This is a genomic window from Rosettibacter sp. KY25 (assembly GCF_057554405.1).
In genome coordinates, this window is record NZ_BAAJAO010000010.1 from 80,413 (window position 1) to 106,026 (window position 25,614).

Annotated in this window: 22 protein-coding genes; 18 read left to right on the top strand and 4 right to left on the bottom strand. The window is 31.2% G+C overall.

All coding sequences use genetic code 11. The features are described 5' to 3' along the window. The first annotated feature begins 15 nt into the window (after positions 1-15). Positions 16-1,893: a pectate lyase family protein gene (locus AC27L2_RS07890; protein ID WP_487211197.1), complete on the top strand. Its 1,878-nt coding sequence runs from the start codon at positions 16-18 to the stop codon at positions 1,891-1,893. A gap of 102 nt (positions 1,894-1,995) precedes the next feature. Here the strand turns inward: AC27L2_RS07890 and AC27L2_RS07895 are convergent, their stop codons facing one another. Continuing rightward, positions 1,996-3,696, bottom strand: coding sequence for a short-chain dehydrogenase (locus tag AC27L2_RS07895; protein ID WP_487211198.1), 1,701 nt, complete (start codon positions 3,694-3,696; stop codon positions 1,996-1,998). 142 nt (positions 3,697-3,838) lie between these two features. Here AC27L2_RS07895 and AC27L2_RS07900 point away from each other — a divergent pair, with 142 nt between their 5' ends. The 8 genes from AC27L2_RS07900 (at position 3,839) to AC27L2_RS07935 (ending at position 11,933) form a co-directional block, all read left to right on the top strand. After that, on the top strand, positions 3,839-4,312 hold the full coding sequence (locus AC27L2_RS07900) for a PTS sugar transporter subunit IIA (RefSeq protein WP_487211199.1): 474 nt from the start codon (positions 3,839-3,841) through the stop codon (positions 4,310-4,312). 19 nt (positions 4,313-4,331) lie between these two features. Continuing rightward, complete coding sequence (gene hisS, locus AC27L2_RS07905; protein WP_487211200.1) at positions 4,332-5,594, top strand: histidine--tRNA ligase; 1,263 nt, start codon at positions 4,332-4,334, stop codon at positions 5,592-5,594. Continuing rightward, positions 5,595-6,113, top strand: coding sequence for a hypothetical protein (locus tag AC27L2_RS07910; protein ID WP_487211201.1), 519 nt, complete (start codon positions 5,595-5,597; stop codon positions 6,111-6,113). A gap of 12 nt (positions 6,114-6,125) precedes the next feature. Beyond that, entirely contained in the window at positions 6,126-6,857 is a 732-nt protein-coding gene (gene rlmB / locus AC27L2_RS07915; RefSeq protein ID WP_487211202.1) for a 23S rRNA (guanosine(2251)-2'-O)-methyltransferase RlmB, read from the top strand. After that, positions 6,829-7,656 (top strand): arsenite methyltransferase, encoded by an 828-nt coding sequence (arsM, locus tag AC27L2_RS07920; protein WP_487211203.1) that lies wholly within the window; start codon positions 6,829-6,831, stop codon positions 7,654-7,656. Before rlmB ends, arsM begins: the two co-directional genes overlap by 29 nt. Positions 7,657-7,843: 187 nt before the next feature. Further along, positions 7,844-8,965, top strand: coding sequence for an NAD/NADP octopine/nopaline dehydrogenase family protein (locus tag AC27L2_RS07925; protein ID WP_487211204.1), 1,122 nt, complete (start codon positions 7,844-7,846; stop codon positions 8,963-8,965). Beyond that, on the top strand, positions 8,962-10,596 hold the full coding sequence (locus AC27L2_RS07930; RefSeq protein WP_487211205.1) for a methionine synthase: 1,635 nt from the start codon (positions 8,962-8,964) through the stop codon (positions 10,594-10,596). Before AC27L2_RS07925 ends, AC27L2_RS07930 begins: the two co-directional genes overlap by 4 nt. Before the next feature lie 14 nt (positions 10,597-10,610). Continuing rightward, the gene (locus AC27L2_RS07935; protein WP_487211206.1) at positions 10,611-11,933 is read left to right on the top strand and encodes an asparagine synthase-related protein; all 1,323 of its coding nucleotides are present in this window, start codon (positions 10,611-10,613) and stop codon (positions 11,931-11,933) included. A 219-nt stretch (positions 11,934-12,152) separates the two neighbouring features. Here the strand turns inward: AC27L2_RS07935 and pta are convergent, their stop codons facing one another. Further along, complete coding sequence (pta, locus tag AC27L2_RS07940; protein WP_487211207.1) at positions 12,153-13,136, bottom strand: phosphate acetyltransferase; 984 nt, start codon at positions 13,134-13,136, stop codon at positions 12,153-12,155. A gap of 142 nt (positions 13,137-13,278) precedes the next feature. Between pta and AC27L2_RS07945 the strand changes: the two genes are divergently transcribed. The 6 genes from AC27L2_RS07945 to mdh all read left to right on the top strand — a co-directional run bounded on the left by AC27L2_RS07945 (position 13,279) and on the right by mdh (position 20,220). Then, entirely contained in the window at positions 13,279-14,334 is a 1,056-nt protein-coding gene (locus AC27L2_RS07945; protein WP_487211208.1) for an AI-2E family transporter, read from the top strand. A 45-nt stretch (positions 14,335-14,379) separates the two neighbouring features. Continuing rightward, complete coding sequence (locus tag AC27L2_RS07950; RefSeq protein ID WP_487211209.1) at positions 14,380-15,777, top strand: MBL fold metallo-hydrolase RNA specificity domain-containing protein; 1,398 nt, start codon at positions 14,380-14,382, stop codon at positions 15,775-15,777. Then, on the top strand, positions 15,764-16,744 hold the full coding sequence (locus AC27L2_RS07955; RefSeq protein ID WP_487211210.1) for a fibronectin type III domain-containing protein: 981 nt from the start codon (positions 15,764-15,766) through the stop codon (positions 16,742-16,744). The genes AC27L2_RS07950 and AC27L2_RS07955 overlap by 14 nt, the downstream gene beginning before the upstream one ends. A 24-nt stretch (positions 16,745-16,768) precedes the next feature. Beyond that, a complete protein-coding gene (locus AC27L2_RS07960) occupies positions 16,769-18,691 on the top strand; it encodes a hypothetical protein (protein WP_487211212.1) in 1,923 nt (640 codons plus the stop codon). A gap of 58 nt (positions 18,692-18,749) precedes the next feature. Then, the gene (locus AC27L2_RS07965; protein ID WP_487211213.1) at positions 18,750-19,163 is read left to right on the top strand and encodes an ATP-binding protein; all 414 of its coding nucleotides are present in this window, start codon (positions 18,750-18,752) and stop codon (positions 19,161-19,163) included. Between the two features lie 91 nt (positions 19,164-19,254). After that, the gene (mdh, locus tag AC27L2_RS07970; protein ID WP_487211214.1) at positions 19,255-20,220 is read left to right on the top strand and encodes a malate dehydrogenase; all 966 of its coding nucleotides are present in this window, start codon (positions 19,255-19,257) and stop codon (positions 20,218-20,220) included. A gap of 101 nt (positions 20,221-20,321) precedes the next feature. Here mdh and AC27L2_RS07975 read toward each other — a convergent pair whose 3' ends face one another. Both AC27L2_RS07975 and AC27L2_RS07980 read right to left on the bottom strand, forming a co-directional pair. Beyond that, positions 20,322-21,368: a 1,9-bis(guanidino)-5-aza-nonane synthase gene (locus AC27L2_RS07975; protein ID WP_487211215.1), complete on the bottom strand. Its 1,047-nt coding sequence runs from the start codon at positions 21,366-21,368 to the stop codon at positions 20,322-20,324. Between the two features lie 78 nt (positions 21,369-21,446). Continuing rightward, complete coding sequence (locus tag AC27L2_RS07980) at positions 21,447-22,487, bottom strand: NAD-dependent epimerase/dehydratase family protein (RefSeq protein WP_487211216.1); 1,041 nt, start codon at positions 22,485-22,487, stop codon at positions 21,447-21,449. Between the two features lie 184 nt (positions 22,488-22,671). On the opposite strand from AC27L2_RS07980, the gene AC27L2_RS07985 reads away from it, so the two are divergent. From AC27L2_RS07985 to fusA, 3 genes are read left to right on the top strand one after another with little or no spacing between them, the layout of a single operon-like run. After that, positions 22,672-23,091 carry a YtxH domain-containing protein gene (locus tag AC27L2_RS07985; protein ID WP_487211217.1) on the top strand — a complete coding sequence of 140 codons (420 nt, stop codon included), beginning with the start codon at positions 22,672-22,674 and terminating at the stop codon, positions 23,089-23,091. A 3-nt stretch (positions 23,092-23,094) separates the two neighbouring features. Then, complete coding sequence (locus AC27L2_RS07990; RefSeq protein WP_487211218.1) at positions 23,095-23,478, top strand: hypothetical protein; 384 nt, start codon at positions 23,095-23,097, stop codon at positions 23,476-23,478. 30 nt (positions 23,479-23,508) lie between these two features. After that, positions 23,509-25,605, top strand: coding sequence for an elongation factor G (fusA, locus tag AC27L2_RS07995; protein ID WP_487211219.1), 2,097 nt, complete (start codon positions 23,509-23,511; stop codon positions 25,603-25,605). The last annotated feature ends 9 nt before the right edge of the window (positions 25,606-25,614 follow it).

Consider the following 25,614-nt stretch of genomic DNA (forward strand, 5'->3'; position numbering starts at 1 on the left):
TTTATAGTAAAAAATATGAAACAGAATATATTAACATTGTTTTTGATATTAAATACATTATTACTTGCTCAACAGGAAATTATAATTCAGGAAAATGAATTAGGCTTTTGTTCTGTTGATGGAACAATAGCAACAAGTGTTGCTGGCTACACAGGTAAAGGTTATGCCGATACAGATTTAGGAGTTGGTAAAAGCATAAGCTGGGAAATTAATGTTATTAATTCTGGATATTTTTCATTTGTATGGAGATATGCCGTAAGCGGTAGCACACAGGAACGCAATGCAAAATTATTGATTGATGGAAATGTTGCTATCGATACGATTTATTTCCCAAGAACTGGTGATAAATGGGATTCATGGACTGAATCAAATCCTGCGCGGGTCTTTTTAACAAAAGGCTATCATAAAATTAGAATTGAAGCTTATTCACCAAATGGTTTGGGCAATTATGATTATTTCAAAGTGATTGGTGATGGTGTAGAAGCTGCGCAATGCACACCTTCTTATACTTTAACAGTCAAAAGTAATAATGAAGATTGGGGAATTGTAGAATATTTCCCTGTTCAAAATTATTATGATGAAGGAACTTTAATTACATTAAAAGCTCATCCAAAAGCAGGTTATTTCTTTGAAAGCTGGACAGGCGAAGAAACAAGCTCAGATTCAATTTTTACTTTTGCTATAAAAAGGAATGTTAATGCTATTGCAAGATTTTTACCTTTAGGAACAAAAGCTGATACTAATTTAATTGGATATGCTACAGTTCAAGATGATAAAGGAACTCGGTACACTGTTATTGGTGGTGCACTTGGTGATACTGTTTTAGCAAATTCACTCGAAGAACTTAAATTTTATCTTGGCAGCGATAAACCATATGTAATAAAATTTTCCGGCAAAATTGAAGGCAATGATGTTATAACTGTAAAATCAGATAAAACTTTGTTGGGAGTTGGAAATGTTGCATACTTAAAAGGGATTGAACTTTCAATTAATAATGCACGAAATGTAATCATTAAAAATATTACAATTTCTCATGTAACCCCTCAAGATGCAATTGAAATTAACGGCAAATCAAAAAATATATGGATTGACCATTGTGAATTTTTCTCAGACAGAGAACATGGAACAGATTATTACGATGGTTTACTTGATATTAAAAATGAATCTTCATTTATAACTATTTCATGGTCTTCTTTCCATGACCATTATAAATCAATTTTAATAAGTTCCGGAGATGAACAATTTGCGGATACTGTAATTCGTGTCACTTTTCATCATAACTATTTTTATAACTGTGAATCAAGATTGCCCAGCATACGATTTGGTAAAGCACACATTTTTAATAATTATTATAAAAATTGTAATACTGCAGTCAATACAAGAATGGGAGCTTGTGTTAGAGTAGAAAATAATTACTTCGAAAATGTAGGTAAAGCTGTTTTTTCAGATTACAGTTCAATCCCAGGTGCAGGATTTTTATTGAACAATTATTTAATAAGCAGCAATATTTATGCTGTTGAAGGATGCAGATTAGAAGTTCCATATAAATATTTTTTAGATGAACCTGAAAAAATTCCTGAAATTATTACGGCTGGGATAAAAACAGATTTGAAAGAAAATAATATTTTGCCCGAAAAATTTTCTATTTCAAACTATCCTAATCCATTTAATGCTACTACAATTATAAATTATCAGATACCAGTTTTAAGTAAAGTCTCAATAAGTGTTTATGATATACTTGGAAGAAAAATTTCAACATTGATTGATGAAGTTAAAGAACCGGGCAGATATAAAATCGAATTCAATGCATCAAAACTTTCAAGCGGAATATATTTTTACACATTGCAGACAGGAAATAATTTATTGGTCAATAAAATGATTTTGGTAAAATAAAGTGATGAGATTAAAAATATTTTTTATAAACTCAGTTTTAAATTTAAGACGGCTCACTTGAGCCGCCTTTTTTATTATTACAAAAATATTCAGCTGAAGCAATTAAGCTTTCATTCTTTCACCCTTTTCTTCTTTGCTGAAAATCCAGCCAACAACTTTTCCAATATCAATTTGTTCGAAATTATTCCAGTATTTTTTTGTTCTAACGAACATTGAACTTGTATCATCCGGCGGAATTGATTCAGCTTCTTCCATTATTTTTTTAATCCTGAGCTGCCACAATTGCATGCTTTCTTTTCTTAAATCAACCCAACCATCATGAGCCCATAAATCAATTTTCTCTGGAGTAATTTCAAGTTCATTTTCTCCACGATAAGGCGGAATTTTAATTTCATTTCCTCTTAAAATTGATTTTCCATCAGGCATTAAAATTGGTATCCCTATTGATAAAATTTCATTTCTCAATTTTGAATTCTGCTTTAAGTATTCATATGATTTTTGTGATAAACTTTCAGGAGTTTCTTCAAGAATTTTTTTCATTGTGCCACAGATTAATCTTAATAAATTAATTTCATGAAGAAGTTTTGATAAACGAGGTGGTCCAAGCAATTCGAATGCAACACTGTTTACATTGTGAATTCTTTCAAGCTCTTTTAATTTTTCAATAGCAGAATGCTGCATGAATCCAGCTCTATATGTTGGTTCTAAAGTTGCATGGTCGAGTGCATTAATGATATCGTGACCTGTATTTCCACCTTTAATTTCATAAATCACATCGTCAGCAATTTCTTCAGGTGTTACGTATTCCATTTGTCCCTGTGTTGTAATTGATTCGAATTCTCCCAAAGAAAATGTTCCATTTTCACCTGTATCTATGAAAACAGATTTAAGATAATCACCTGTAGTTCTAAATTTTTTGTCTTCAGTTAATTTTAATTTACCATTTAGAGGAATAGCTTCGTCCATAGAAATATCGAGAAGTTCAATTGGTTTACCTCTTTTTTTGATTTCACCATAATCAATTCTTTTCCATGCAATTGCAGCTGTTGGTTTAATTTCTTTTGTGATTGGTCCTTCTGGAGTTCTTCCCATTAAGAAAAGAAGCAAAGTATGAGCTCCTGCAACTGCAGATTTACTCAATAGAACACGAGAAGGTTTTTCTTCGCTGTGTGTGTATGGAATGTTTAATCCCATTCCTCCAGTTCCGCTAGTTCCAATTTTAATATAAATTTTTGTCCCTGCTTTGTTCATTGAATTGTAAAGTATTTGAACATGTCGAATTAATTGAGGGACATATTCCGTGCAAAATATTTTTTCTGTTTCTTCTGCTAAAATTTCTGCAGATGGTTTTTGTTCGAGCAGTTTTTTGATTCTGTAATAACGTGAATAAACATCCTGATATGCTATTCCAGTGGCAGAGTTGACGCAATCAATAATTATCTCTGGTTTGAATTCCATAAGAAGATGATAAATTGATGAACTCTGTAAAATCTCATCATTCAATTCTTCCATAATATCTTGCATTATAATTTTTCTTGACACAGGATTATCAAGTAATTCCATTCTGTCGCTGTCTTTGTAATCATATCGAACGAAAATATTTCCCCACCATGGGATTAAAAAATTATCGGGCAGATTTGGAAATTCTTTCTTTAGTTTTTCTACTTCTTCTTCAGCTTCCTCTTTTTTGAGAGATGTTACAATTATTTGTTTGGGTTTTTCGGGGATAAGTTTTCGAATTACAGCATTGCCTACTAATCCCCATCCACCTAAAACCAAAACAATTTTGTTTTGAATGTCCATAAAAACTCCATTTACTTTTTTTTTGTAGTGAAAATTACTCTTTGTGAGAGCGCACTGCAAGAAAATAAGAATTTTAATTTAATTGCTTAAGGGGATACCCTTTCTTAAATTTGCATTTGAAAAATCAATAAATGGTAGAATCATGAAGATATGTGATATTCTTAAAAAGGATAAAATTATTCCTTCGATGAAAGGGAAAACAAAATTTGATTTAATTAATGAACTTGTTGATTTATTTAAAGATGACGAACGTGTGATAGATTTAGAAGGTATGCGTCAATCTGTAATTGAAAGAGAAAAAATAATGTCAACTGGTGTAGGAAAAGGTTTTGCAATTCCACATGCAAAATCTAACAGTGTTAATGATATAATTGCTGCATTTGGAAAACTTGACGAACCAGTTGATTTCCAAGCGCTTGATGGTCAGCCAGTTAATTTAATTTTTCTTCTTGTAGGAAGAGAAAATCTTGTTGGTCCGCATATTAAACTTTTGAGTCGTATATCAAGAATGATGAATAGAGATGAATTCAGAGAAAGCCTTGCTAAAGCTCAAACAGCTGATGAAATTTATGAACTCTTCGACAATGAAGAAAAACAATATTTTGAAATAAGTTAATAACTTGGAATCCTGCCTGATGATTAAAGCTATAACCGGAACAAAAGATATTCTTCCTGAAGAAATTTATAAATGGAGATACTTAGAAGAGATTGTAATAGCAACTTTTGCAAAATATAATTACAAAGAAATTCGCACACCAATTTTTGAAGAGACAAAACTTTTTGCAAGAGGAATTGGCGAAGCAACAGATATTGTTAGTAAAGAAATGTATACTTTTCTTGATAGAAGCGGAACGAGCATAACTCTTAAGCCAGAAATGACTGCTTCGGTTGTTCGTGCATTGATTGAACATTCACTTTTCAAAAAGCAAAGTCTGAACAAATTTTTTTACATATCTCCAATGTTTCGACAGGAAAGACCTCAAGCAGGAAGATTGCGTCAGTTTCATCAATTTGGAGCAGAAGCTATTGGAAGCAACAATCCTTTGCTCGATGCAGAGATGATAATTATTGCATTCAATATTTTGAAAAAACTTGGATTAAAAAATCTAAGTGTAAAAATAAATTCACTTGGCATTCCGCAGTCGAGAGAAAATTATAAAAAAATATTAAAAGATTATCTCAGCAATTATTTTAATGAATTATCGAACGACAGCAAGAAAAGATTTGAAACAAACATTTTAAGAATTTTTGACAGCAAAGAAGAACAAGACCAGAAAATTATGGCTAATGCTCCATTGTTGATTGAATATCTCGATGATGAAAGTCTTGAACATTTTGAAAAAGTTAAAAGAGCTCTTCTTAATGCTAATGTTCCATTCGAAATAGATGCAAAGTTGGTTCGCGGACTTGATTATTACACTCATACTACATTTGAAATTATAAGTTCAAGTGTTGGGGCTCAAAGTGCACTTTGCGGCGGTGGAAGATATAATGGACTTTCAAAAGAACTCGAAGGACCAGATTTGCCCGGAGTTGGTTTTGCTGCAGGTATTGAAAGAATTTTGCTTGCTTGTGAAAATGAAAAAACCTTGAATGCCAATGAAGAAACAATAGATTTATATATTGTTACAATTGAAAAAAATCTTTCTGAATTTGCTTTCAATCTTGCAGTTAAATTAAGAGAATCAAATTTAACAGTTGAATTAGATTATCTCGAAAGAAGTTTGAAAGCTCAAATGCGCGAGGCAAATAAATTAAATTCACGATTTACATTGATTGCAGGCGGTGAAGAATATCAAAATGGTTTTCTTGTATTGAAGAATATGTCAAATGGTGAACAAGTCAATATTCCTATTGATGATATAAATAAATTATTATCTATTCTAAAGGAGAAATAATTGCCTCTAAGAAAACTAAAAGAGATTCCTAAAATTCCTAAGACAAGGAAGAAAAAACCTGAGGCTATTATTGCGTCTGTTCCTCTGAAAAAACCAGATAAACTCGAATTTATTTGCAAAGCATATTTTAAGTATGACCAAAAACTTAAAAAACAATTCACAGCTTTTCTGATTGAAACTAATGTAGAATTTACAAATTTTACTTATGAAATTTCTGTCGAAACAATTCATGAAAAAAATGTTCTTTACTTTGTAATTACTGGTTTAATAGTGAGAATGGATATTGTTCCTCAAATTGCACCAGCGAGAAAAGAAATTCTTCTCGATACTTTAACAGGAGATTACACAATTAATGTTGTAAAACAAGATGGGGCAATCAATTCTGCAGAGTTTCATTTTAATATCTTCAATAAAGAAATTAAGTTAATTAAAGAATTCATTCCTAAAAAGAAAAACAACCGATTCTTTTGTAAATTTGAAGTAGCAAAAGAAGAATTCACTTTCCCCGAATCTTTTTAATTGGAGTTATAATTGAAAAAAATATTTGGTCGCAAGCCGGTTCTTGAGGCAATTAATTCTGATATTGATATTGAAGTAATTTATCTTGCTTATGGACAGCATGGTGAAATTATCAATCAAATTTTTGCTGCAGCAAAAAGCCACGGTATTAAAATAACTCAGCTATCAAAAGAAAAATTTGAAAAACTTTTTCAGGGACAGAACACTCAAGGAGTTGCAGCAATAATAAGAAATTATAAATTCTATGAACTTGATGAATTAATCGAACAATCAAAAAAATCAAAATATCCATTGTTGCTTCTTCTTGATTCTATTCAGGATACTCATAATCTTGGGGCACTTATTAGAACCGCAGAATGTGCTGGTGTTGATGGAATAATTATAACAACAAATAATACTGCCCCAATTAATGAAACAGTAGAAAAATCTTCTGCTGGCGCTCTTTCTCATGTAAAAATTTCTAAAGTAAACAATCTCAATCGTGCAATTCAAATTCTTAAAGACGAAGGTTTCTGGATTGTAGGTTCATATTTATCAGATAAATCAAAAAATTACACAGAATTAGATTACAAACTGCCGATAGCACTTGTCGTTGGTAATGAAGAAAAAGGGATACACAAACTTGTTGCAGATAATTGTGATTTCCTTGTAAAAATTCCTCTGATGGGAAAAATTAATTCATTGAATGTTTCGGTTGCTGCAGGTGTTCTGCTTTTTGAAATTATTAAAAGAAGAGAAAGTTAATTTTATGGAAGATAATATTAAAAAAATAGTTCAGGAGAAATATAGCCAAATTGCAAAATCAACAAATCAAGGATGCTGTGGACCAAAATCTTCTTGTTGCGGTTCAGACATTCAATATTCAATGATTGGAGATGAGTACAAAAATATCGAAGGTTATGTTCAGGAAGCTGATTTAGGATTAGGTTGCGGCATACCAACAGAATTTGCAAATATAAAAATGGGGGATGTTGTTCTTGATTTAGGTTGTGGTGCAGGCAACGATGTTTTTATTGCTCGAAATTTTGTTGGGGAAACTGGCAAAGTTATCGGCATCGATATGACAAAAGAAATGATTCAAAAAGCAAATTTCAACAAAGAAAAATTAGGTTTTCAAAATGTTGAATTTAGACTTGGTGAAATTGAAAATCTTCCGGTTGAGAATGAAACCATAGATGTAGTAATAAGTAATTGTGTATTGAATCTTGTTCCTGATAAGAAAAAAGCATTTTCAGAAATCTATCGTGTGCTAAAAAAATCCGGTCATTTCTGTTTATCAGATATAGTTGTTGAAGGTGAATTACCAGCAGAATTAAAAAAATCTGCTGAGTTGTATGTAGGCTGCGTTGCAGGGGCTTTGCAAAAAGATGAATATTTAAAAATAATTTTAGAAAAAAATTTTAAGAACATTGTTATAAAAAGAGAAAAGAAAATTTCACTCCCCGAATCACTCTTAAAAAAATTTTTATCAGAAGAAGAATTTCTTCAATTCTTAAATAGCAGCTCTGGAATTATAAGTATTACAATTTATGGTGAAAAGTAATTAAGTAATTAGAAATAAAATATTTCAGATATTGCTAATTAGCCATTGGGTGAAAATTTTATTATTAACAAAAAAGAAAACTGATTATAATAGAAGTTTATACTCATAATTCATCTTAATACTCACTCATTGTTCAATCATGCAGATTCGATTATTCTTTTACCCGCAAAAAATAGAAGGAGGCTTTATGGGAAATGCAGATTACAAACCAAAATTTGCAGTAATTGGTGCGGGGCATGGCGGTTTAGCTATGGCAGGCCATTTAGCTTTGATGGGATTTCATGTGAATCTTTATAACCGCTCTGAAGAAAGGCTCTGGGCTATTCATTCTACAGGGGGAATTAGAATTGAAAGCGATTTTGGTCTCGAAGGCTTTGGGATATTGAATACAGCAACAACAAATATTGCAGAAGCAATTGATGATGTCGATATTATTATGGTAGTAGTTCCAGCAACTGCACATCGTTATATTGCAGAAATTTCAGCTCCATTCTTAAAAGATGGTCAAATAGTAATTTTAAATCCTGGAAGAACTTTTGGCGCATTAGAATTCAAACAGGTTCTAAATTCATTGAATGTCAAAACTGATGTGATAATTGCTGAAGCTCAAACTTTTATTTACGCTTCGAGAGCAGTTAATCCAGGGCAAGCACATATTTTCAGAATTAAAAATTCAATACCGCTTGCTTCAATTCGTGCTCACTTAATTCCAGAAGTACTCAAAAAAGTTCGTGTTGCTTATCCTCAATTTGTTCCTGGGGATAATATTTTCAAGACAAGCTTTGATAACATTGGGGCAGTATTTCATCCGGCTTTGTGTGTATTAAATGCTGGCTGGATAGAAGATGATGCAGAATTCCAATTTTATTATCAGGGAGCTACACCATCAGTGGCTAAAGTCCTTGAGAAAATTGATGAAGAAAGAGTTAAAGTTGCAGAATCACTTGGAATTAGAGCAATGACAGCCCGTGAATGGCTTTATCTTGCTTATAATGCTGTTGGTGAAAATCTTAATGAAGCTATGAAAGCAAATCCAGGTTATCGTGGAATTAAAGCTCCTAACAGATTAAATATGCGATATATAACAGAAGATGTTCCAACAAGTCTTGTCCCAATTTCTTCTGTAGGTAAAAAATTTGGCGTTTCAACTCCAACAATTGATGCAATTATTCATCTTGCATCTATATTAACAAATACAGATTACTGGAAAGAAGGAAGAACCGTTGAAAGACTGAATATCAAAGATATGTCGTTAAAAGAATTAAGATTGCTTGCAATTGGAGAACAATTAGAAAGGGAACAAAAATGAAATCAAAAAAAATTATTCTTGGTTGTGCTATTGGGAATTGTGTTCATATCGGTGGATTAAATCATTTTCTTAGACTTGCAGAACTTGAAGGTTATAAAACATATTCACTTGGGTCTGCTGTTCCTCTTGAACGATTATTTAATGAAATAGAAAAATATTCTCCAAATATTGTTGCGATAAGTTATCGATTGACCCCTGAAGTTGCAGAAAATCTTTTTGATGAATTGAAAAAAAGAATTGATGAAAAATCTTTGAACAACATAAAATTTATTTTTGGCGGAACTCCTTCGGTTGCAGAAGTTGCAAGAAAGAAAAATATTTTTGAAAAAATTTTTGATGGAACAGAAAGCATTGATGAAGTCAAATCTTATCTAAAAGGAATTCATAAAAAAAATATTCATGAAATTTATCCTCAAACACTCCTGGAAAGAATTGAGCAGAAATATCCATATCCAATAATTAGACACCATTTCGGAAGACCAACTTTGAAAGAAACAATCGAGGGAATAAAGAAGATTTCGGAAGCTCAGGTTTTAGATGTAATTTCGATTGGTACTGATCAGAATGCACAAGAGTTCTTTTTTACTCCAGAACTTATGAAACCAGAATTAGATGGGGCAGGAGGTGTTCCAGTAAGAAAAAAAGAAGATTTGATTGCTTTATACGAAGCTTCTCGATGCGGCAATTTCCCACTGATGCGATGTTACAGTGGAACAAATGATTTAATTAAATGGGCAGAAATGAGTGTTGAGACAATTCATAATGCATGGGCTGCAATTCCTTTGACATGGTATAGTGTGATGGATGGCAGGTCAAAAAGACCTCTTGAAATTTCTATTGAAGAAAATCAAAAAGCAATGAAATGGTATGCAGAACATAGCATTCCAGTTGAAGTCAATGAATCTCATCAGTGGAGTTTAAGAGATGCACACGATTCCCTTGCTGTTGCTATGGCCTTCTTAGCTGCATATAATGCCAAAAAAGTTGGTGTTAAAAATTATGTTTCTCAGTTCATGTTTAATACACCACCAGGAACTTCTCCGCAAATGGATATTGCAAAAATGATGGCTAAGAATGAATTGATTGAAGAATTAAGAGATGATAATTTTAATATCATTCGAGAAGTTAGAGCTGGAATTGCACATTTTTCACCTGACCCACATATTGCCAAAGGTCAACTTGCTGCTTCAGCTTTTATCAGTTTAGCACTCAAACCGCATATACTTCATGTTGTAGCTTATTGTGAAGGAGACCATGCTGTTTACCCAGAAGAATTAATTGAAAGCTGCAAAATAGTTCATGGAGTTATCCAAAATTCTTTGTATGGTTATCCAGATTTTGAAAAGGATGAAATAATTATAAAGAGAAAAAATGAACTTAAAGAAGAAGCAAAATATTTGCTACAGGCATTAAAAAATTATGGTAAAAACTTAAGCGATGATCCATGGTCTGATGCTAAAACACTGGCTTCTGCAATAAAAATTGGAATTCTGGATACACCACATTTTATCGGCAATCCTCATCTGTGTGGTAAAATTAAAACAAATTTAATTGATGGGGCATGGTATGCTATTGATGAAAGTACAGGAAAAATTTTATCTGAAAAAGAAAGATTAAAAGATTACTTATAACAATAATAAATATTATGGCAGCCATTGCAGGAATTAACAAACCTGATAAAATTGATTCTGTAAATAAAATGCTCAAAAAACTTTCTCATCGGGGGAAATGTCTCAAAGAAATATTTTCAACTGATAAATCAACTCTTGGAATTATAACTGATGATGAAAAATTAATTGAGAAATTTAAGTCAGAAAAAATTATTAAGGACAGCGATGGTTTCGATAGATTAGCAGAAGCAAAAGAATTAGAAAATTTATTAGTCCTTAAGAGAGATAAACTTGGTATTGCTCCATTGTATTATGGATTTATTGATGATACACTTTATTTTGCTTCAGAAGTTAAAGCACTAATTGGATTTACAAAAAATATTCTTGAACTTAAACCTGGATGCAATCTAATTAATAATCAAATTGAACAATATTATTCTCTCGAGAAAAAAGATAAAATCAAAGATGACTTAAATTCTATCGCTGCAAAACTTTTTAATTTATTAAAAACTGCAGTTGAAAAAAGAATTCAAAACAATGAAGCAGGTTGCTGGTTATCAGGCGGCTTAGATTCAAGTGTTATTGCATCTTTAGCAAGACAAAATGTTAAAAGGTTATTTACATTTTCTGCAGGAATTAAAAATGCACCTGACCTGAAATATGCAAGAGACATGGCTGATTATCTGAATTCTGAACATCATGAAGTTGTTGTTTCATTCGAAGATATGTTAAAAGTTTTACCTGAAGTAATTTATCATCTTGAATCTTTTGATGCATTACTTGTGAGATCAAGTATTACAAATTTTTTTGCAGGCAGGGAATCTTCAAATTATGTTGATAAAGTTTTTTCAGGAGAAGGAGGGGATGAATTATTTGCAGGTTATGAATATTTGAAAAGTATTCCTAAGGAAAATCTTGATGATGAACTAATTGATATTACTAACAGATTACACAATACTGCATTGCAAAGAGTTGATAGATGTTCTTCTGCATTTGGTGTTTTTGCTTATGTTCCTTTTCTTGATTCAGAAGTTGTAGAATTTGCATTACAAATTCCAGCTGAATATAAAATTTATAACGGAATTGAAAAATGGATTTTGAGACAATCGATGAAAGGCATTTTGCCTGAAGAAGTGTTTAACAGAAAAAAAGCAAAATTTTGGGAAGGAGCTGGTGTAAGTGAATTACTTTCTGAATATGCAAATCAAAAAATTTCTGATTATGATTTTAATAAAGAAAAAAAATTAAAAAATGGTTGGCTTTTAAGGTCTAAAGAGGAATTGTTGTACTACAAAATATTTAAGGAACATTTTGGCGAATTAGAAAACCTTGACTGGATGGGACGAACAAAAATTTAATCGAAAGAAATTTAATATTGTTAGTGGACGTCTTTTTTAATATCAATTAACAATATATTTCAGCTCAATGGCTCTCTGTGTAAATTTATAGTTACGCGGAGGCACTCGGAGAATTCACGGAGAGCCACAGAGTTTAATTAAATTACTTGCAAGTTTCACAAATTAAGCTGATTTGTTCCATGAAAATATTTAAACATTCGTCAATACATCATAATTTTTTTATTCAGCCATTAAGCATGCAATTGCAGCTGTATTGACAATGTCATCAACACTGCAGCCGCGCGATAAATCGAAAAATGGGTGTTTCAAACCCTGATTAATTGGTCCAATTGCTTCGGCTTTACCAAGTCGTTGTGCAATTTTATATCCTATATTTCCAGAATTTAAATCTGGGAAAATTAGAACATTTGCTCTTCCTGCCACAGGACTTCCAGGAGCTTTTTTCTTCCCAACTGATTCTACAATTGCAGCATCAAATTGAAGTTCACCATCAACATTTAAATCTGGTCTTCTTTCTTTTACAAAATTTGTAGCTTGACGAACTTTATCAACCATTTCATGTTCTGCGCTTCCTTTTGTGGAAAATGAAAGCATGGCAATGTAAGGTTCTTCGCCTGTTAATTTTTTATGATTATCAGCAGTAGAAATAGCAATATCAGCTAACTGACTTGCATCTGGATTTGGATTTACTGCACAATCTGCAAAGCTGTAAACTTTATCAGGATAGACCATAAGAAAGAAGCTTGAAAGAATTGAAATACCTTCCTTTAATCCAACACAAAAAATTGCTGCGCGTGTAACATCTGCTGTTGTTGCAATTGAGCCTGATACACTTCCATGTGCCATCCCTTCACGAACCATCATTCCTGCAAAAAAAATATCTCTTTTTACTGTTTCTCTTGCTTGCTCAATTGTTACACCTTTGTGTTTTCGTAAGTTAAAAAAGATGTTGGCAAAATCACTTAGCCTATCAGATTTTTCAGGGTCAATAATTCTAATTCCCTGCAAATCGATATTAAGTTTTTTTGCATCGCTTCTAATTTTTTCTTCATTGCCAAGAGTAATAATTGATGCAATATTTTCTTTTGTCAAAATTTCTGCTGCACGCAATACTCTTTCATCATGTGATTCTGGTAAAATTATAGTTCTTTTTTTTTGAGATGCTTTAATACGGATTTGTTTTAATAATTCAATTTCTGCCATAAAATTTTTCCTTAATTTAATTTTTTTAGTATACAAATATAGGTTAATTCAATCTGTTTTTTTAGTTGACATGATATTTTTCTCATATTTTAATTTATGTATGATTATATTTGTGTGAATTTTATGTTAATCAAAATGTGATATGAAACAAAAAGCTGGTCAAATCAATATTCGTAAATATTTATGGATTTCATTATTACTTTTGTGTTTAATTTTTCTATCTATTCTTTTTTCTGATATACTCGCTGTTCTGATAATCTCATTATTGATAGCAATGATTTTAAATCCTGTTGTAGATTTTTTTGAAAAACAAGGTTTTAATCGATTAGTATCTGTACTTTTGGTATTTATTTTATGCAGTTCATTATTGTTATTAGTCTTTTCATATCTGCTTCCCAAAGTTTTAAGTCAATTGAATACACTTGCAATGATAATTACTCCCGAAAGTTTATTATCTGTTTTCAGCAGCATTGAAATATTTGTTAAAAAACTTTTTCCATTCTTAAATACACAAAATATAATTAATAGAATCTCACTCGAATTTCAGAATCTATTATTTGGATGGATTAACAATGTAAGCAGTATTTTATACAGCCTCTTTTCAGTTCTCGCACTTTTAGTTATTGTTCCATTTATTACTTTTTTCTTGCTTAAGGATAATAAAAAAATTATAAAAGGCATTATCAATATTATGCCTAATCAATATTTCGAAGTTTCTTACTGGGTAATAAAAAAAATATCAATTCAACTTGGAAGATTTGTTCGCGGCTGGATTCTTGATGCTGCAATTGTAGGCACATTGGCTGGAATTGGACTTGCTATTCTCGGTATTAATAATGCAGCATCAATTGGATTTGTTGCAGGTATTGGACATTTAATACCTTACTTTGGTCCTGTAATAGGTGGAATTCCTGCAATAATTATTTCAATAATTCAGCTTGGAAATTTTTCTATGCTTCCTAAAATTGTTCTTATGTTTGCTTTGGTTTATATAATTGATAATGGTTACATTCAACCGCGGGTATTTTCGAAAAGTACAGATATGCACCCATTATTAATAATCATATTAATTCTTATTGGTGGAAAGTTACTCGGAGTTATTGGTATGTTGCTTGCAGTTCCAGCTGCAACGGTTATTAAAACTGCAGCTAAAGAAATTTATTATGGTTATAAAAATTATAAAATCATTCGAACATAAAATTCCTTTCAAAAAATTTTCCTCAATAATTATTCGGAGATAATTATGGAAATACAATTTACTGGAGCAGCTCAAACTGTTACAGGTTCAATGCATTTAATTAAAGCTAATGGGAAAAAATTTTTGCTTGACTGTGGATTGTTTCAGGGTAAAAGAAAAGAAGCTTTTGAACTAAACAGGAATTTTGAATTTTTTGACCCGAAAGAAATTGATTTTGTAATTCTTTCACATGCACATATTGACCATTCCGGAAATTTGCCATCACTGATTAAAAAAGGTTTTCAAGGGAAAATTTATTCTACATTTGCTACACGCGACCTTGCATCAATTATGCTTCAGGATAGTGCTCATATTCAGGTAAAGGATGTTGAATTTGTAAATAAGAAAAGAAAGAAAAAAGGACAAAATCCTTTTGAACCACTTTATACTCAGGAAGATGCACTTCTGACATTAAAGCATTTTGTTGGAATAAATTATCATCGTGAATTTGAAGTTGCCCCAGGTATCTTGCTTACATTTTTTGATGCAGGACACATTCTTGGTTCTTCAATAATATTTCTAAAAATAAATGAAAATGGAACTATAATTAATCTTGGATTTTCTGGAGATTTAGGAAGAGTAAATATGCCGATTTTGAGAGACCCAGAAAAAATTCCTGATGTAGATTTTTTTATTTGTGAAAGCACTTATGGGGGAAGATTTCATAAAGATATAAAAGATGCAGAAGAAGACCTGGCTCAGGTGATTCAAAAAGCTTATAATCAAAAAGGCAAAATTTTAATTCCTGCATTTAGCGTAGGAAGAACTCAGGAACTTGTGTATTCACTTCATAAAATATTTGAAAGTAACAGAGCTCCCGAAATTCCTGTTTATGTTGACAGTCCATTATCTGTCAATGCAACTAATGTGTATCGAATGCATACTGAGTGTTTTGATTTCGAAATAAGTGAATTTATTTTGAAAAAAGAAGACCCATTCGGCTTTAACAAACTTAAATACATCTCTGAAGTAGAAGAATCAAAAAAATTAAACAGTTTGAGTGGTCCATGCATAATCATTTCAAGTTCTGGGATGTGTGAATCTGGCAGAATACTTCATCATCTTGCAAATAATGTTGAAAATCCAAACAACATAATTTTAATTGTCGGCTTTATGGCAGAAAATACACTTGGTCGAAGAATTGTAAATAAAGAAAAAGTAATAAAAATTTTTGGAGATGAATACAAACTTAATGCTGAAGTAATTGTTATGGATTCATACAGTGCACATGCCGATTCAAAAGAATTAGTTGATTATTGTTCAAAGTTTGATAAAAGCAGAATGCAAAATATCTTTCTGGTTCATGGTGAAAAAGAACAGCAGTTAATTTTTAAGTCGAATCTTCAGTCAATTGGCTTTAAATCAGTTTTAATACCGGAAAGAGGAGAAAGTGTTAAGCTTTAAAAACATTTTTTTGTTTTTCCTAATACTTGTGTTTTTAAGTTGTTCGCGCAATGAAATTACTGAATCAACTGATGATGGATTGCCGCCTGCTGTTCCAGCAGGGTTGATTGTATATGCAGCTTTTGATGGACAAGTGGGATTATCCTGGCAGCCCAACAATGAACCTGATATTTATGGATATTCAATTTTCAGAAGTATTAATGATACTCTTCATTTTGTTTTTATACAATTAACTACAGATAATTATTTTATCGATACAAATCTTGATTATGATTCAGTCTATTATTACAAGATTAATGCTGTAGATAAATTTCACCGCGAAAGCAATTTCAGTCAAATTGTTTCTGCTCAACCAAAAAATATTTACAAACCTCTTAGACCACAGTTCGTAAAAATTAATGCAAGAAATATTGATGACGAAAAATATATTTTACTGAACTGGAGTCCATCAATTGATAAAGATATCAGCCATTATGAAATTTATCGAGATACAGCAACAACTGTGAAAATAATTCCCGAAAACTTAATTGACACTTCAACAAATAATTATTATATAGATAAAAAAGAATTGAAATTGCTTAAAAAATATTCATATTCAATTATTGCTGTAGATAAAGGCGGACTGAAAAGTGAACCAACCAATTCTATTTCTGATGTAATATTGAACAAACCAATTTTAATTTCCCCAGCTAACAATTCTGTAATACATTCTATTGATGTATTTAAGTTTAGAGCTGTTTCTATGCCTGCTGATTATAAATTAATCATTCAGCGTAATCCCGTTTATGGTAATGTTTATGAATATGATTTCAACTCAGATAAAACTGATACCTTGATTACAATCAATCTTTCGAATATTTATCTGGAACCGTATAATACTTATTACTGGAGAATATTAACTTTTACACAAAAGGATGTGCCAAACAGCATCAGTGATTTATTTTCTTTTACTTATGTGCCAAATTAATTTTAATGAACATTGATGAACTTAATGTCATCAAAAAAAAATAATCTAATTATCTGGGTTATTCTGCTTTTAACTTTTTATAATATCACAGCTTTCTCTCAAATCGAAAGAGATAGTTCAGAACTTTCTTCTTCGAGCTATTTATTTAAAATGTGGAATAATAATGTTGATAAACAGCTTAATACATATTCATTTAATACTCAGGTAAAATACTTTTTAAACGGCTCAAAGTATTTTGTTGGATTAAACGAAAATTTTAATTCAACAATTATTTCTGCTGCACAGAAAAATATAAAAGATGAACAATTCTTAAGATTATTGGGACAGTATAATTTTGCAGAAAATCTTTCTGCTGGAATTTTTATTAAAAATAACCTTTATTCAGATAATCGTCAGGTTGCAATTAATAAAACTTCTTTGATGAACACTTCATTTTTTTTGAAATACAATCCAGTTAAAAATTTTGAAATGTCTCCATTCATCGGCGTTTCTTATAATAATCAAATTGGGGAAGAAGATAAGGGATTTATTTATGGTTCAGAATTATTACTAAATAATTTTCTTCTTGGCGATTTTAATGTTAATTCTTTTTTGAAATATCAGAATGAAGATGTTTCTCCGCGAAAAAATTTATTGAGATATTTCAGCATTGATTTGGATAATAAATTTGAAGAAGGTTTTAATAATACTATTTCATTATATCTTGCCAATCAAAGAAAAGATTTTTATTTCACAGCTGATGAAATAACTTCTTCAGAATTTAACATTGTAAATAATATTCAAAGTCGAGAAGAAACCAATTATTTATTGCAAGATAGAATTAGAATTAATCCGCAAAATTCTAACTTAAACATTGATGTGCAGGGGAGAATTTATTTAAGAAATATTGAAAGAAACACGAGATATATCAGCTTAAAAAATATTTCAAGCAGTTCTTTTGATTCTAAGATTAAAGAACTACGACTTGATTTTATTTCGTCTGCTGAATACAAATTAGATAATCTAAATATCTCTTTGAAATTTTCATTGTCAGAAAGAGAAGAAAAACATCAGCCAAGAAGAATTGAAGGATTAAGCGAAATAATTTTTAATGAAAGAGAAAAATCGGAAGCATTAAAAAATAACATATCACAAACAGCAAATCTTGCTCTCAATTCAGTATTGGAAATTACTGATAAAGACAGATTAACTTTTAGTCTTTTTCATCGAAAGTTAAAATATGATACTCCGAGTCAGGATAACTATGATGACAGAGATGAACTGTTGAGTATGGGCAGAATTTTATATGAGAAAAAATTCACTTCATCATTTAAAACATTTGTGAACTTAGAAGGCAGTTTCAATAAAATTGTCTATATTTTTTCAGAGCGGAGTTCAAATAATAATGTTCAAAGAATAATCCGTTTGTTGTCAGGTGGAATTATAAAATTCAGGAATTTTGTTACTTCTAACAGTGCCGAAGTTTCTGCTAATTACACAGTATTCGATTATGAAAAGTTAAATCCAAATTACAAGAGTTATTCATTCAGACAGTTTATATTTCGGGATTCTTCTTCGATAATGATAAAGAAAAATTTATTTTTTATGATTAATGGTTATATCAAATTATCAGAGCAAGGAGATTTTGAATGGTCAAGTTTTACAAGCAAACCACTTCGTTATTTAAGTGAGCAATATGTTGAGCCAAAAATTATTTTCAATTATTTCAGCTTAAGTGTGGGACCAGGTTTAAGATATTTTTCTTTATCTACATATAATTTCAAAAAAGGGATGGAGAAAAATAAATTATCGGATTATCAAAGCATTGGACCAGTTTTGGAGATTAATTATATTCTTTCAAGCGAAGTTTATTTTCGATTTTATGGATGGTATGAATTTATTATGACTGAAAACTATAACAAAAGAGAAATTGCAAATTTTAATATGAAGCTGTCATATAATTTTTAATTGTTTGCGATAAAATATAACTCATTATATTTTTGCCAGAGAGTTAGGAGATAATCGATTGTCAGTTCAAACATATTACAAAGAAGTAGAAAGTAATCCTGAAATAGTTCCAACTCTGGATGAATTTGTAATCGATATAGCAAAAAAATCTGGGATGAACCCAGAAAAATTTAATAATCTTTCTTTATCATTTTCAGAAGCTCTTTCAAACAGCATAATTCATGGCAATAAATGTGACCCGAATAAAAAAATAAAAATTAGAATTGATGTAAATGATTCAAAGATGATAATTAAAATAAAAGATGAAGGAAAAGGATTTGATTTAACTTCAGTTCCAGATCCAACAAAGGACGAAAATATACTTAAGGACAGCGGCAGAGGCATTCACATCATGAAGTCATTCCTTGATGATTTATATTATCACTTTTCTGAAGATGGAACAGAAACAGTTTTAGTAATGACATTGAAATAAATCTATTTTTTGTAAATCATCTTCTGTTATGAAATTCTGATTTATCTTCATATATTGTGTCTGAAAATCTAATTATTCAAAGAGGTAAAATATGGCAAGAAAAAAAATTGCTTTAATCGGAGGGGGCCAAATTGGCGGTGTTTTAACTCAACTAATTGCACAAAAAGAATTAGGCGATGTAGTGCTTTATGATATCGTGGAGGACTTACCACAGGGTAAAGCTCTTGATGTTGCTGAAGCTGCGGGTGTTGATTTGTTTGATGTTTCTGTAAAAGGAACTAATGATTACAAGGATATCGAAGGAGCTGATTTAGTGATTATTACTGCAGGATTACCGCGTAAACCTGGAATGAGCAGAGATGATTTGCTTGTTACAAATGCAAACATTATGAAGACTGTCGCAGAGAATGTGAAAACTTATGCACCAAATTCAATTGTGATTGTTATTTCAAATCCACTTGATGCAATGGTTACACTTTTTCAGAAAATTAGTGGATTTCCAACTTACCGCGTTATGGGGCAATCTGGTGTGCTTGATTCATCTCGCTTTGCTACTTTTATTGCATGGGAATTAGGAGTTTCGGTTAAAAATGTGAATGCTATCGTTCTTGGTGGCCACGGTGATACTATGGTTCCACTTGTAAGATATGCAAATGTTAATGGAATTCCTGTTATGGAACTTCTTGAAAGAAAGTATAATGATGCTAAAAAAGCAAAAGAAGTTATGGATGCAATTGTACAAAGAACAAAGATGGCTGGAGGCGAAATTGTTAAATTGCTTAAAACAGGCTCGGCATTTTATTCTCCTGCAGCATCGGCTGTTGCAATGGCAAAATCAATTTTGAATAACGAAAATAGAGTTTTGCCAACATGTGCTTATTTGAATGGAGAGTATGGAATACAAGGTTACTATGTTGGTGTTCCAGCAGTATTAGGAAAAAATGGAGTAGAAAGAATTATTGAATTATCATTGAATGAAGAAGAAACTTCATTGCTTAATAATTCTGTTAATGCAGTTAAATCTCTTGTAGCTGATATGGATAGGTTAGGTTTTTAATTAAAAATTAGGCTGTCTAAAAAGTAAAAGCTTTTGAAGAAATAAAACTCAAAATCAATTAAAACCGATTTTGAATTTGACTTTTTAGACAGCCTGCTTTTTTATTTTACACTAACTTCTTTTTGTAAAAATAACTTTTGAAGTTCTCTTTTAGCTCTATTCTTCCATGCACCTTTATGATATGCATATCCAGCAATTAAAGGCATGGCTAATGTAGCTTCTGAATAAACCATTTGTTCATAAGTAGTTTCAACTTTACCCCATGAACTTGCTTCTTTCAATGTTGAACTTGAAAGAGCACCATCGCGAACATCTGCAACTGTAATTTGAATAGCATATTTATGCATTGGTGCATTTTCTTTTAGAATATCTGCAGCAACAACAATATCCTGAGTGAAATTTTTCGGAACACCACCGCCAATCATAAATATTCCAGTCTCTTTGCTTTGCAATTTTATCTGAGTTAATTCATAAAAATCTTTTCCAGAATCAAATGAAACATGCTTTTCTGGATTATTATGTTGATGCATAACAATTCCGAATCCTGCAGAGCAATCTGAAAATGCAGGTACAAAAATCGGGACATTGTTTTTGTATGCTGCATAAATAACAGAATCATCTACTTTTGGACCACCGTTTTCATCAAGATATTTTCCAAAATGCCATAATAATTCTCTTGATGAATAAGGCTTTGGTTCCAAGCTGTCAAATATTTTTGCAGTTGTTTCATCACAAATTCTTAATTCATCTTCATCAATAAAAGTGTCATAAATTCTATCGATGTGTAATTCTCTGAGTTCATTATCATCTACAAATGGACTTCCAATATAATGCTTAAAACCAAGTGCTTCGAAGAAATCCTGGTCTACCATTATTGCACCAGTAGATACAATTACATCTACCATATTGTTTGATACTAAATCGTAAACGACTTTTTTAAGTCCAGCACTAAAAAGACTTCCAGCCAATGTGAGAATTACTGTGCAGTCGTTATCTCTTAGCATCATGTCATAAATTCTTGCTGCACGGTTTAAGTCTCTTGCACTGAAAGCCATATGTTCCATTGCATCAACTAATTTTACAACATTATGTTCTTTAATGTCTATATGCTTAATTATTTTTTGAAGATAATCTTGTTTTGTTGCCATACTTTTTCCTTTATTAATTATTCTTTGAGTGCAAATATAATTATTCTGATAACAATTATACGAATTGACCATCCAAACTCAGAAAAAATATTTTGCAAATTTTAAGATTCCCTGTTCCCACGCACTTGTATGATTTATTCCTTTTTTATTTTTTATCATATCAATATTATTCAAATACCACTCGAAATTTCTTATAAGAGCATCTTTATTAGAATATTTTGGACTAAAGCCTAAAATCTTTTCTGCCTTTTCAATAGATACAAATGAATCTCTATTTATTGTTTCATAAATCCATTCGTATAATGGAGAGATATTCAATTTTTCAAAAGCCTTTAGGAAAATAATTGAAGGTAAAACAGGAAGAGTTACTACCTTTTTACCAAATCCAGCATAATCAAGTACAGCTTGGAAATCTTCTTTAATTGTTTGAAAATTTTTTGCACCAATATTAAAAGTATCATTCACTATTTCTGCTGGAAGGATGCAGCATTTATAAATTGCATCGCATAAATCTTCTACATCAAGTAATTGATATTTATTTTTTCCATTGCCGATTATTGGAAAATTTTTCCCTTCGTTTGCCCATTCGTAAAGAAGAGCAAATACACCAAGTCTTTCTGGACCAATAAAAGTTTTAGGTCTCAAGATTGGGATGCACATTCCTTTGTTTCTGAATTCCAGACAAATTTTTTCTGCTTCAATTTTAGCTTTTCCATAATTTCCAACCCCTGAAAGATTATCATCTTCATAAATTGGATGATGTTCTGGTATTCCATAAACAGCCGTAGATGAAATATGAATAAATTTTTTGACTTTATACTTTTCAGCATAAACTAACAAATTTTTTGTTCCTTCAATGTCAATTGAAAAAATTTCATCTTTGCTATAAAGCGGCAATGCTGCTGCGGTATGAATTACAATATCAACATTTTTCATCACATCATTTATTAAACTTGAATTTCTAATGTCACCTTGAATAATTTTTATTTTAGATTTTACATCATCATAATTAAATTCAGAAATATCAATTGATGTAATTTCATTCTCATTATTTTTTAATAAGAATCTAATTAAATTAATTCCAAGGAAACCGGCTCCACCTGTAATTAGATAATGCATAATAACTTGTTAATATTTTCTAATAGTTTATACTAATTTAATAAAAGAAAAACTAATCACATCTAAATTGATTAGTAATGAATTCAGACCAGAAAGCTATTTAACTACTTATTTCTACTTCTTGATTTTAGGAACTATGCTTATTATTTTGGCAATATACAAAACTTAGAAAACGGAGGTTACCATGGCTAATGAAGATAATGGATTGGGAAAAGGTTTGTTAATTGGGTTTTTAACCGGGGCAGCAGTTGGTTCAATTATCGCATTGCTTTTTGCACCGAAATCTGGAAAAGAACTAAGAGAAGATATTAAAAAGAAATCTCAGGATTTTATGGAGGATGCGGAAAGTTACCTAACAACTGCAAAGGAAAAAGCCAATCAATTAATTAATGAAGGTAAAAAAAAATCTGAACGATTGGTTGCAGAAGCTAAAGAAAAAGTAGACGCACTATTAAGCGAAGCAGAAAAAATTTTGAGCGAAGCAAGAGATAAAGCTGGAAGTGCTGTGCAGTCAACAAAAGAAAAAGTTGAAAAGGAAGGGGATAGACTTAAATCTGCAATCAAAGCTGGAGTTGAGGCATACAAAACTGAAAAAGAAGCTTAATAGATGACTACTGTTATTGATATTCTTTTAGCAATTCTAATTCTTGCTGCTTCAGGTCTTTGCATTTATTTGATTTTTACTCTTAAAAATTTATTACAAGAAGCAGAAGCAATAAGAAAAGATGTTCATAATCTTGTTGAAAAAGCTTTGCCTATTCTTGATAATTTAAATGATGTATCAAATCGTGCTTCAAAAGTTGTAAGTGGTATTGAAGATTATTGGGACGAAGTTGATAGTTCTATTAAAAGAGTTAAAGAAAAAATTGCGAACTTCACTTCGCTTAAAACATTCCAAAACGATGAAAATCCTGCAAAGGATTTAATCAAAAATCTGCGTGCTTTTGTGAAAGGCATATCTGCATTTTGGCAAACATTTAAGAAAAAATAAACTATTGTTCTAAAGTAAGGAGAAACAATCTTGAAAGAGTTCAATCCAGAAGCTATTAGAAACTTAGCATTAATCGGTCACGGCGGAAGCGGTAAAACTTCTATTTCAGAACTGTTGTTATTTACAACAGGACAAATTAATAGAATCGGAAAAATTGAAGAAGGAAACACAACTTCCGACTTCAATCAAAATGAAATTGAAAGACAAATTTCAATTGCGGCTTCCGCACTTAACATGGAATGGAATAATACAAAAATCAATTTAATTGATACTCCGGGATTTCCTGATTTTATTGGACAAGTAATTGCAAGTCTGTATGTATCTGATGTTGCAGTCTCTGTTATTAAAAGTGCTGAAGGTATTGAAGTAGGCACAGAATTAACATGGGAATATGTTAAAAAATATAATCTCCCTGCAGCAGTTCTAATTAATAAAGTTGATAATGAACATTCTAAATTTTTTGATACTGTTCAAATGGCAAAGAACAGATTGAGTCCTGATGTAACTGTGGTTGCATTTCCTGTAAAAGAAGGAATTAATTTTAATTCCGTTATTGATTTAACAAAAATGAAAATGGTCACTTATGATGCTGCAGGAACTAAGAAAATTAGTGAAGCTGATATTCCAGCAGATTTAAAAGAGAAAGCTGAAAAATTAAGAGAAGAATTGATTGAAAAAGTTGCTGAATCCGATGAAGAATTAATGAACAAATTTTTTGAAGAAGGGACACTCAGCGAAGATGATTTAAGAAAAGGAATAAAAGCTGCAATTATTAAAAGAGGTTTAATTCCTGCATTCCCATTTGCAGCAACAAAAGGTGTTGGTGCAAATACATTTCTCGATTTTATTGTTAATTATTTTCCAGCTCCAAGTGAAAGAGAACCAATCGAAGCAATAATGAAAGATGGCGGCACAAAAGTAAAAATAAATTGTGACCCCAATGGAGAACCTGTATTGTTCATTTTCAAATCTCTTTCTGAACAGCATGTTGGAGAACTTTCTATATTCAAAGTTTATTCAGGAACTCTTACTCCAGGCATTGATTTAATTAATACTCACAAAGATAAAGTAGAAAGATTGGGACAATTATTCATACTTAATGGAAGAAACAGAACAGAAGTGAGCAAACTTTCAGCAGGTGATATTGGTGCTGTAGTTAAATTGAAAGATAGTCACACTGGAGATACACTTTGTTCCAAAAACTTTACAGTTGTTCTTCCTGAAATTGTTTATCCAGAACCAGTAATTCGTTTTGCTGTTAAGCCAAAAGCAAAAGGGGATGAAGATAAAATTTCTGCTGCTCTTCATACTGCACACGAGGAAGAACCAACTCTTACTGCCAAGTATGACCCAGAAATATCCCAAACAGTAATTTCTGGTCAGGGTGAACTTCAACTGAACCTTGCAATAAAATTATTAAAAGACCGTTATGGTGTTGAGGTAGATTTGGTAGAACCAAAAATTCCTTATCGTGAAACAATTAAAGGTGTATGCGAAGATGCAGAATACAAACACAAAAAGCAGTCAGGTGGACGCGGTCAGTATGGTCATGTTCATTTAAAATTAGAACCTCTTCCAAGAGGTGCAGGTTTTGAGTTTGTTGATGCAATTGTTGGAGGTGTTGTTCCAGGAAGATTTGTTCCTGCTGTTGAAAAAGGTTTAAGAGAAATTATGGCTAAAGGAATTTTAACTGGAAGTAAAGTTGTTGATGTCAAAGTAACTCTGTTTGATGGAACCTATCACCCTGTTGATTCAGACGAAGTTTCATTCAAGATTGCTGCATCTCAAGCATTCAAAAAAGGATTCCTTGAAGCAAAACCAGTTATACTTGAACCGATTTATGATGTAACAGTTAAAATTCCAGAAGAATTTATGGGCGATGTAATGGGAGATATTTCGAGCAGAAGAGGCAAAATTCAAGGTATGGATTCCGAAAGCCCCTTCCAAATAATTAAAGCTAAAATTCCTCTTGCAGAACTGCATAAATATTCTACACAATTAAGAAGCTTAACTTCTGGAAGAGGAATGTTTACAATGAGCTTCTCACATTATGAAGAAGTTCCAAAAGAAATCGAAGCAAAAATTATCGAAGAATATCAAAAACAAAAAGAAGAAGAAGCAGAATAATTTATTTCT

What these genes read in the sequence shown, in the direction of transcription:
- AC27L2_RS07890 (WP_487211197.1), top strand. Translation starts at nt 16, where the DNA reads ATGAAACAGAATATATTAACATTGTTTTTGATATTAAATACATTATTA.
- AC27L2_RS07895 (WP_487211198.1), bottom strand. Translation starts at nt 3,696, where the DNA reads ATGGACATTCAAAACAAAATTGTTTTGGTTTTAGGTGGATGGGGATTA.
- AC27L2_RS07900 (WP_487211199.1), top strand. Translation starts at nt 3,839, where the DNA reads ATGAAGATATGTGATATTCTTAAAAAGGATAAAATTATTCCTTCGATG.
- hisS (WP_487211200.1), top strand. Translation starts at nt 4,332, where the DNA reads ATGATTAAAGCTATAACCGGAACAAAAGATATTCTTCCTGAAGAAATT.
- AC27L2_RS07925 (WP_487211204.1), top strand. Translation starts at nt 7,844, where the DNA reads ATGGGAAATGCAGATTACAAACCAAAATTTGCAGTAATTGGTGCGGGG.
- AC27L2_RS07930 (WP_487211205.1), top strand. Translation starts at nt 8,962, where the DNA reads ATGAAATCAAAAAAAATTATTCTTGGTTGTGCTATTGGGAATTGTGTT.
- AC27L2_RS07935 (WP_487211206.1), top strand. Translation starts at nt 10,611, where the DNA reads ATGGCAGCCATTGCAGGAATTAACAAACCTGATAAAATTGATTCTGTA.
- pta (WP_487211207.1), bottom strand. Translation starts at nt 13,136, where the DNA reads ATGGCAGAAATTGAATTATTAAAACAAATCCGTATTAAAGCATCTCAA.
- AC27L2_RS07945 (WP_487211208.1), top strand. Translation starts at nt 13,279, where the DNA reads ATGAAACAAAAAGCTGGTCAAATCAATATTCGTAAATATTTATGGATT.
- AC27L2_RS07950 (WP_487211209.1), top strand. Translation starts at nt 14,380, where the DNA reads ATGGAAATACAATTTACTGGAGCAGCTCAAACTGTTACAGGTTCAATG.
- AC27L2_RS07960 (WP_487211212.1), top strand. Translation starts at nt 16,769, where the DNA reads ATGTCATCAAAAAAAAATAATCTAATTATCTGGGTTATTCTGCTTTTA.
- mdh (WP_487211214.1), top strand. Translation starts at nt 19,255, where the DNA reads ATGGCAAGAAAAAAAATTGCTTTAATCGGAGGGGGCCAAATTGGCGGT.
- AC27L2_RS07975 (WP_487211215.1), bottom strand. Translation starts at nt 21,368, where the DNA reads ATGGCAACAAAACAAGATTATCTTCAAAAAATAATTAAGCATATAGAC.
- AC27L2_RS07980 (WP_487211216.1), bottom strand. Translation starts at nt 22,487, where the DNA reads ATGCATTATCTAATTACAGGTGGAGCCGGTTTCCTTGGAATTAATTTA.
- AC27L2_RS07985 (WP_487211217.1), top strand. Translation starts at nt 22,672, where the DNA reads ATGGCTAATGAAGATAATGGATTGGGAAAAGGTTTGTTAATTGGGTTT.
- AC27L2_RS07990 (WP_487211218.1), top strand. Translation starts at nt 23,095, where the DNA reads ATGACTACTGTTATTGATATTCTTTTAGCAATTCTAATTCTTGCTGCT.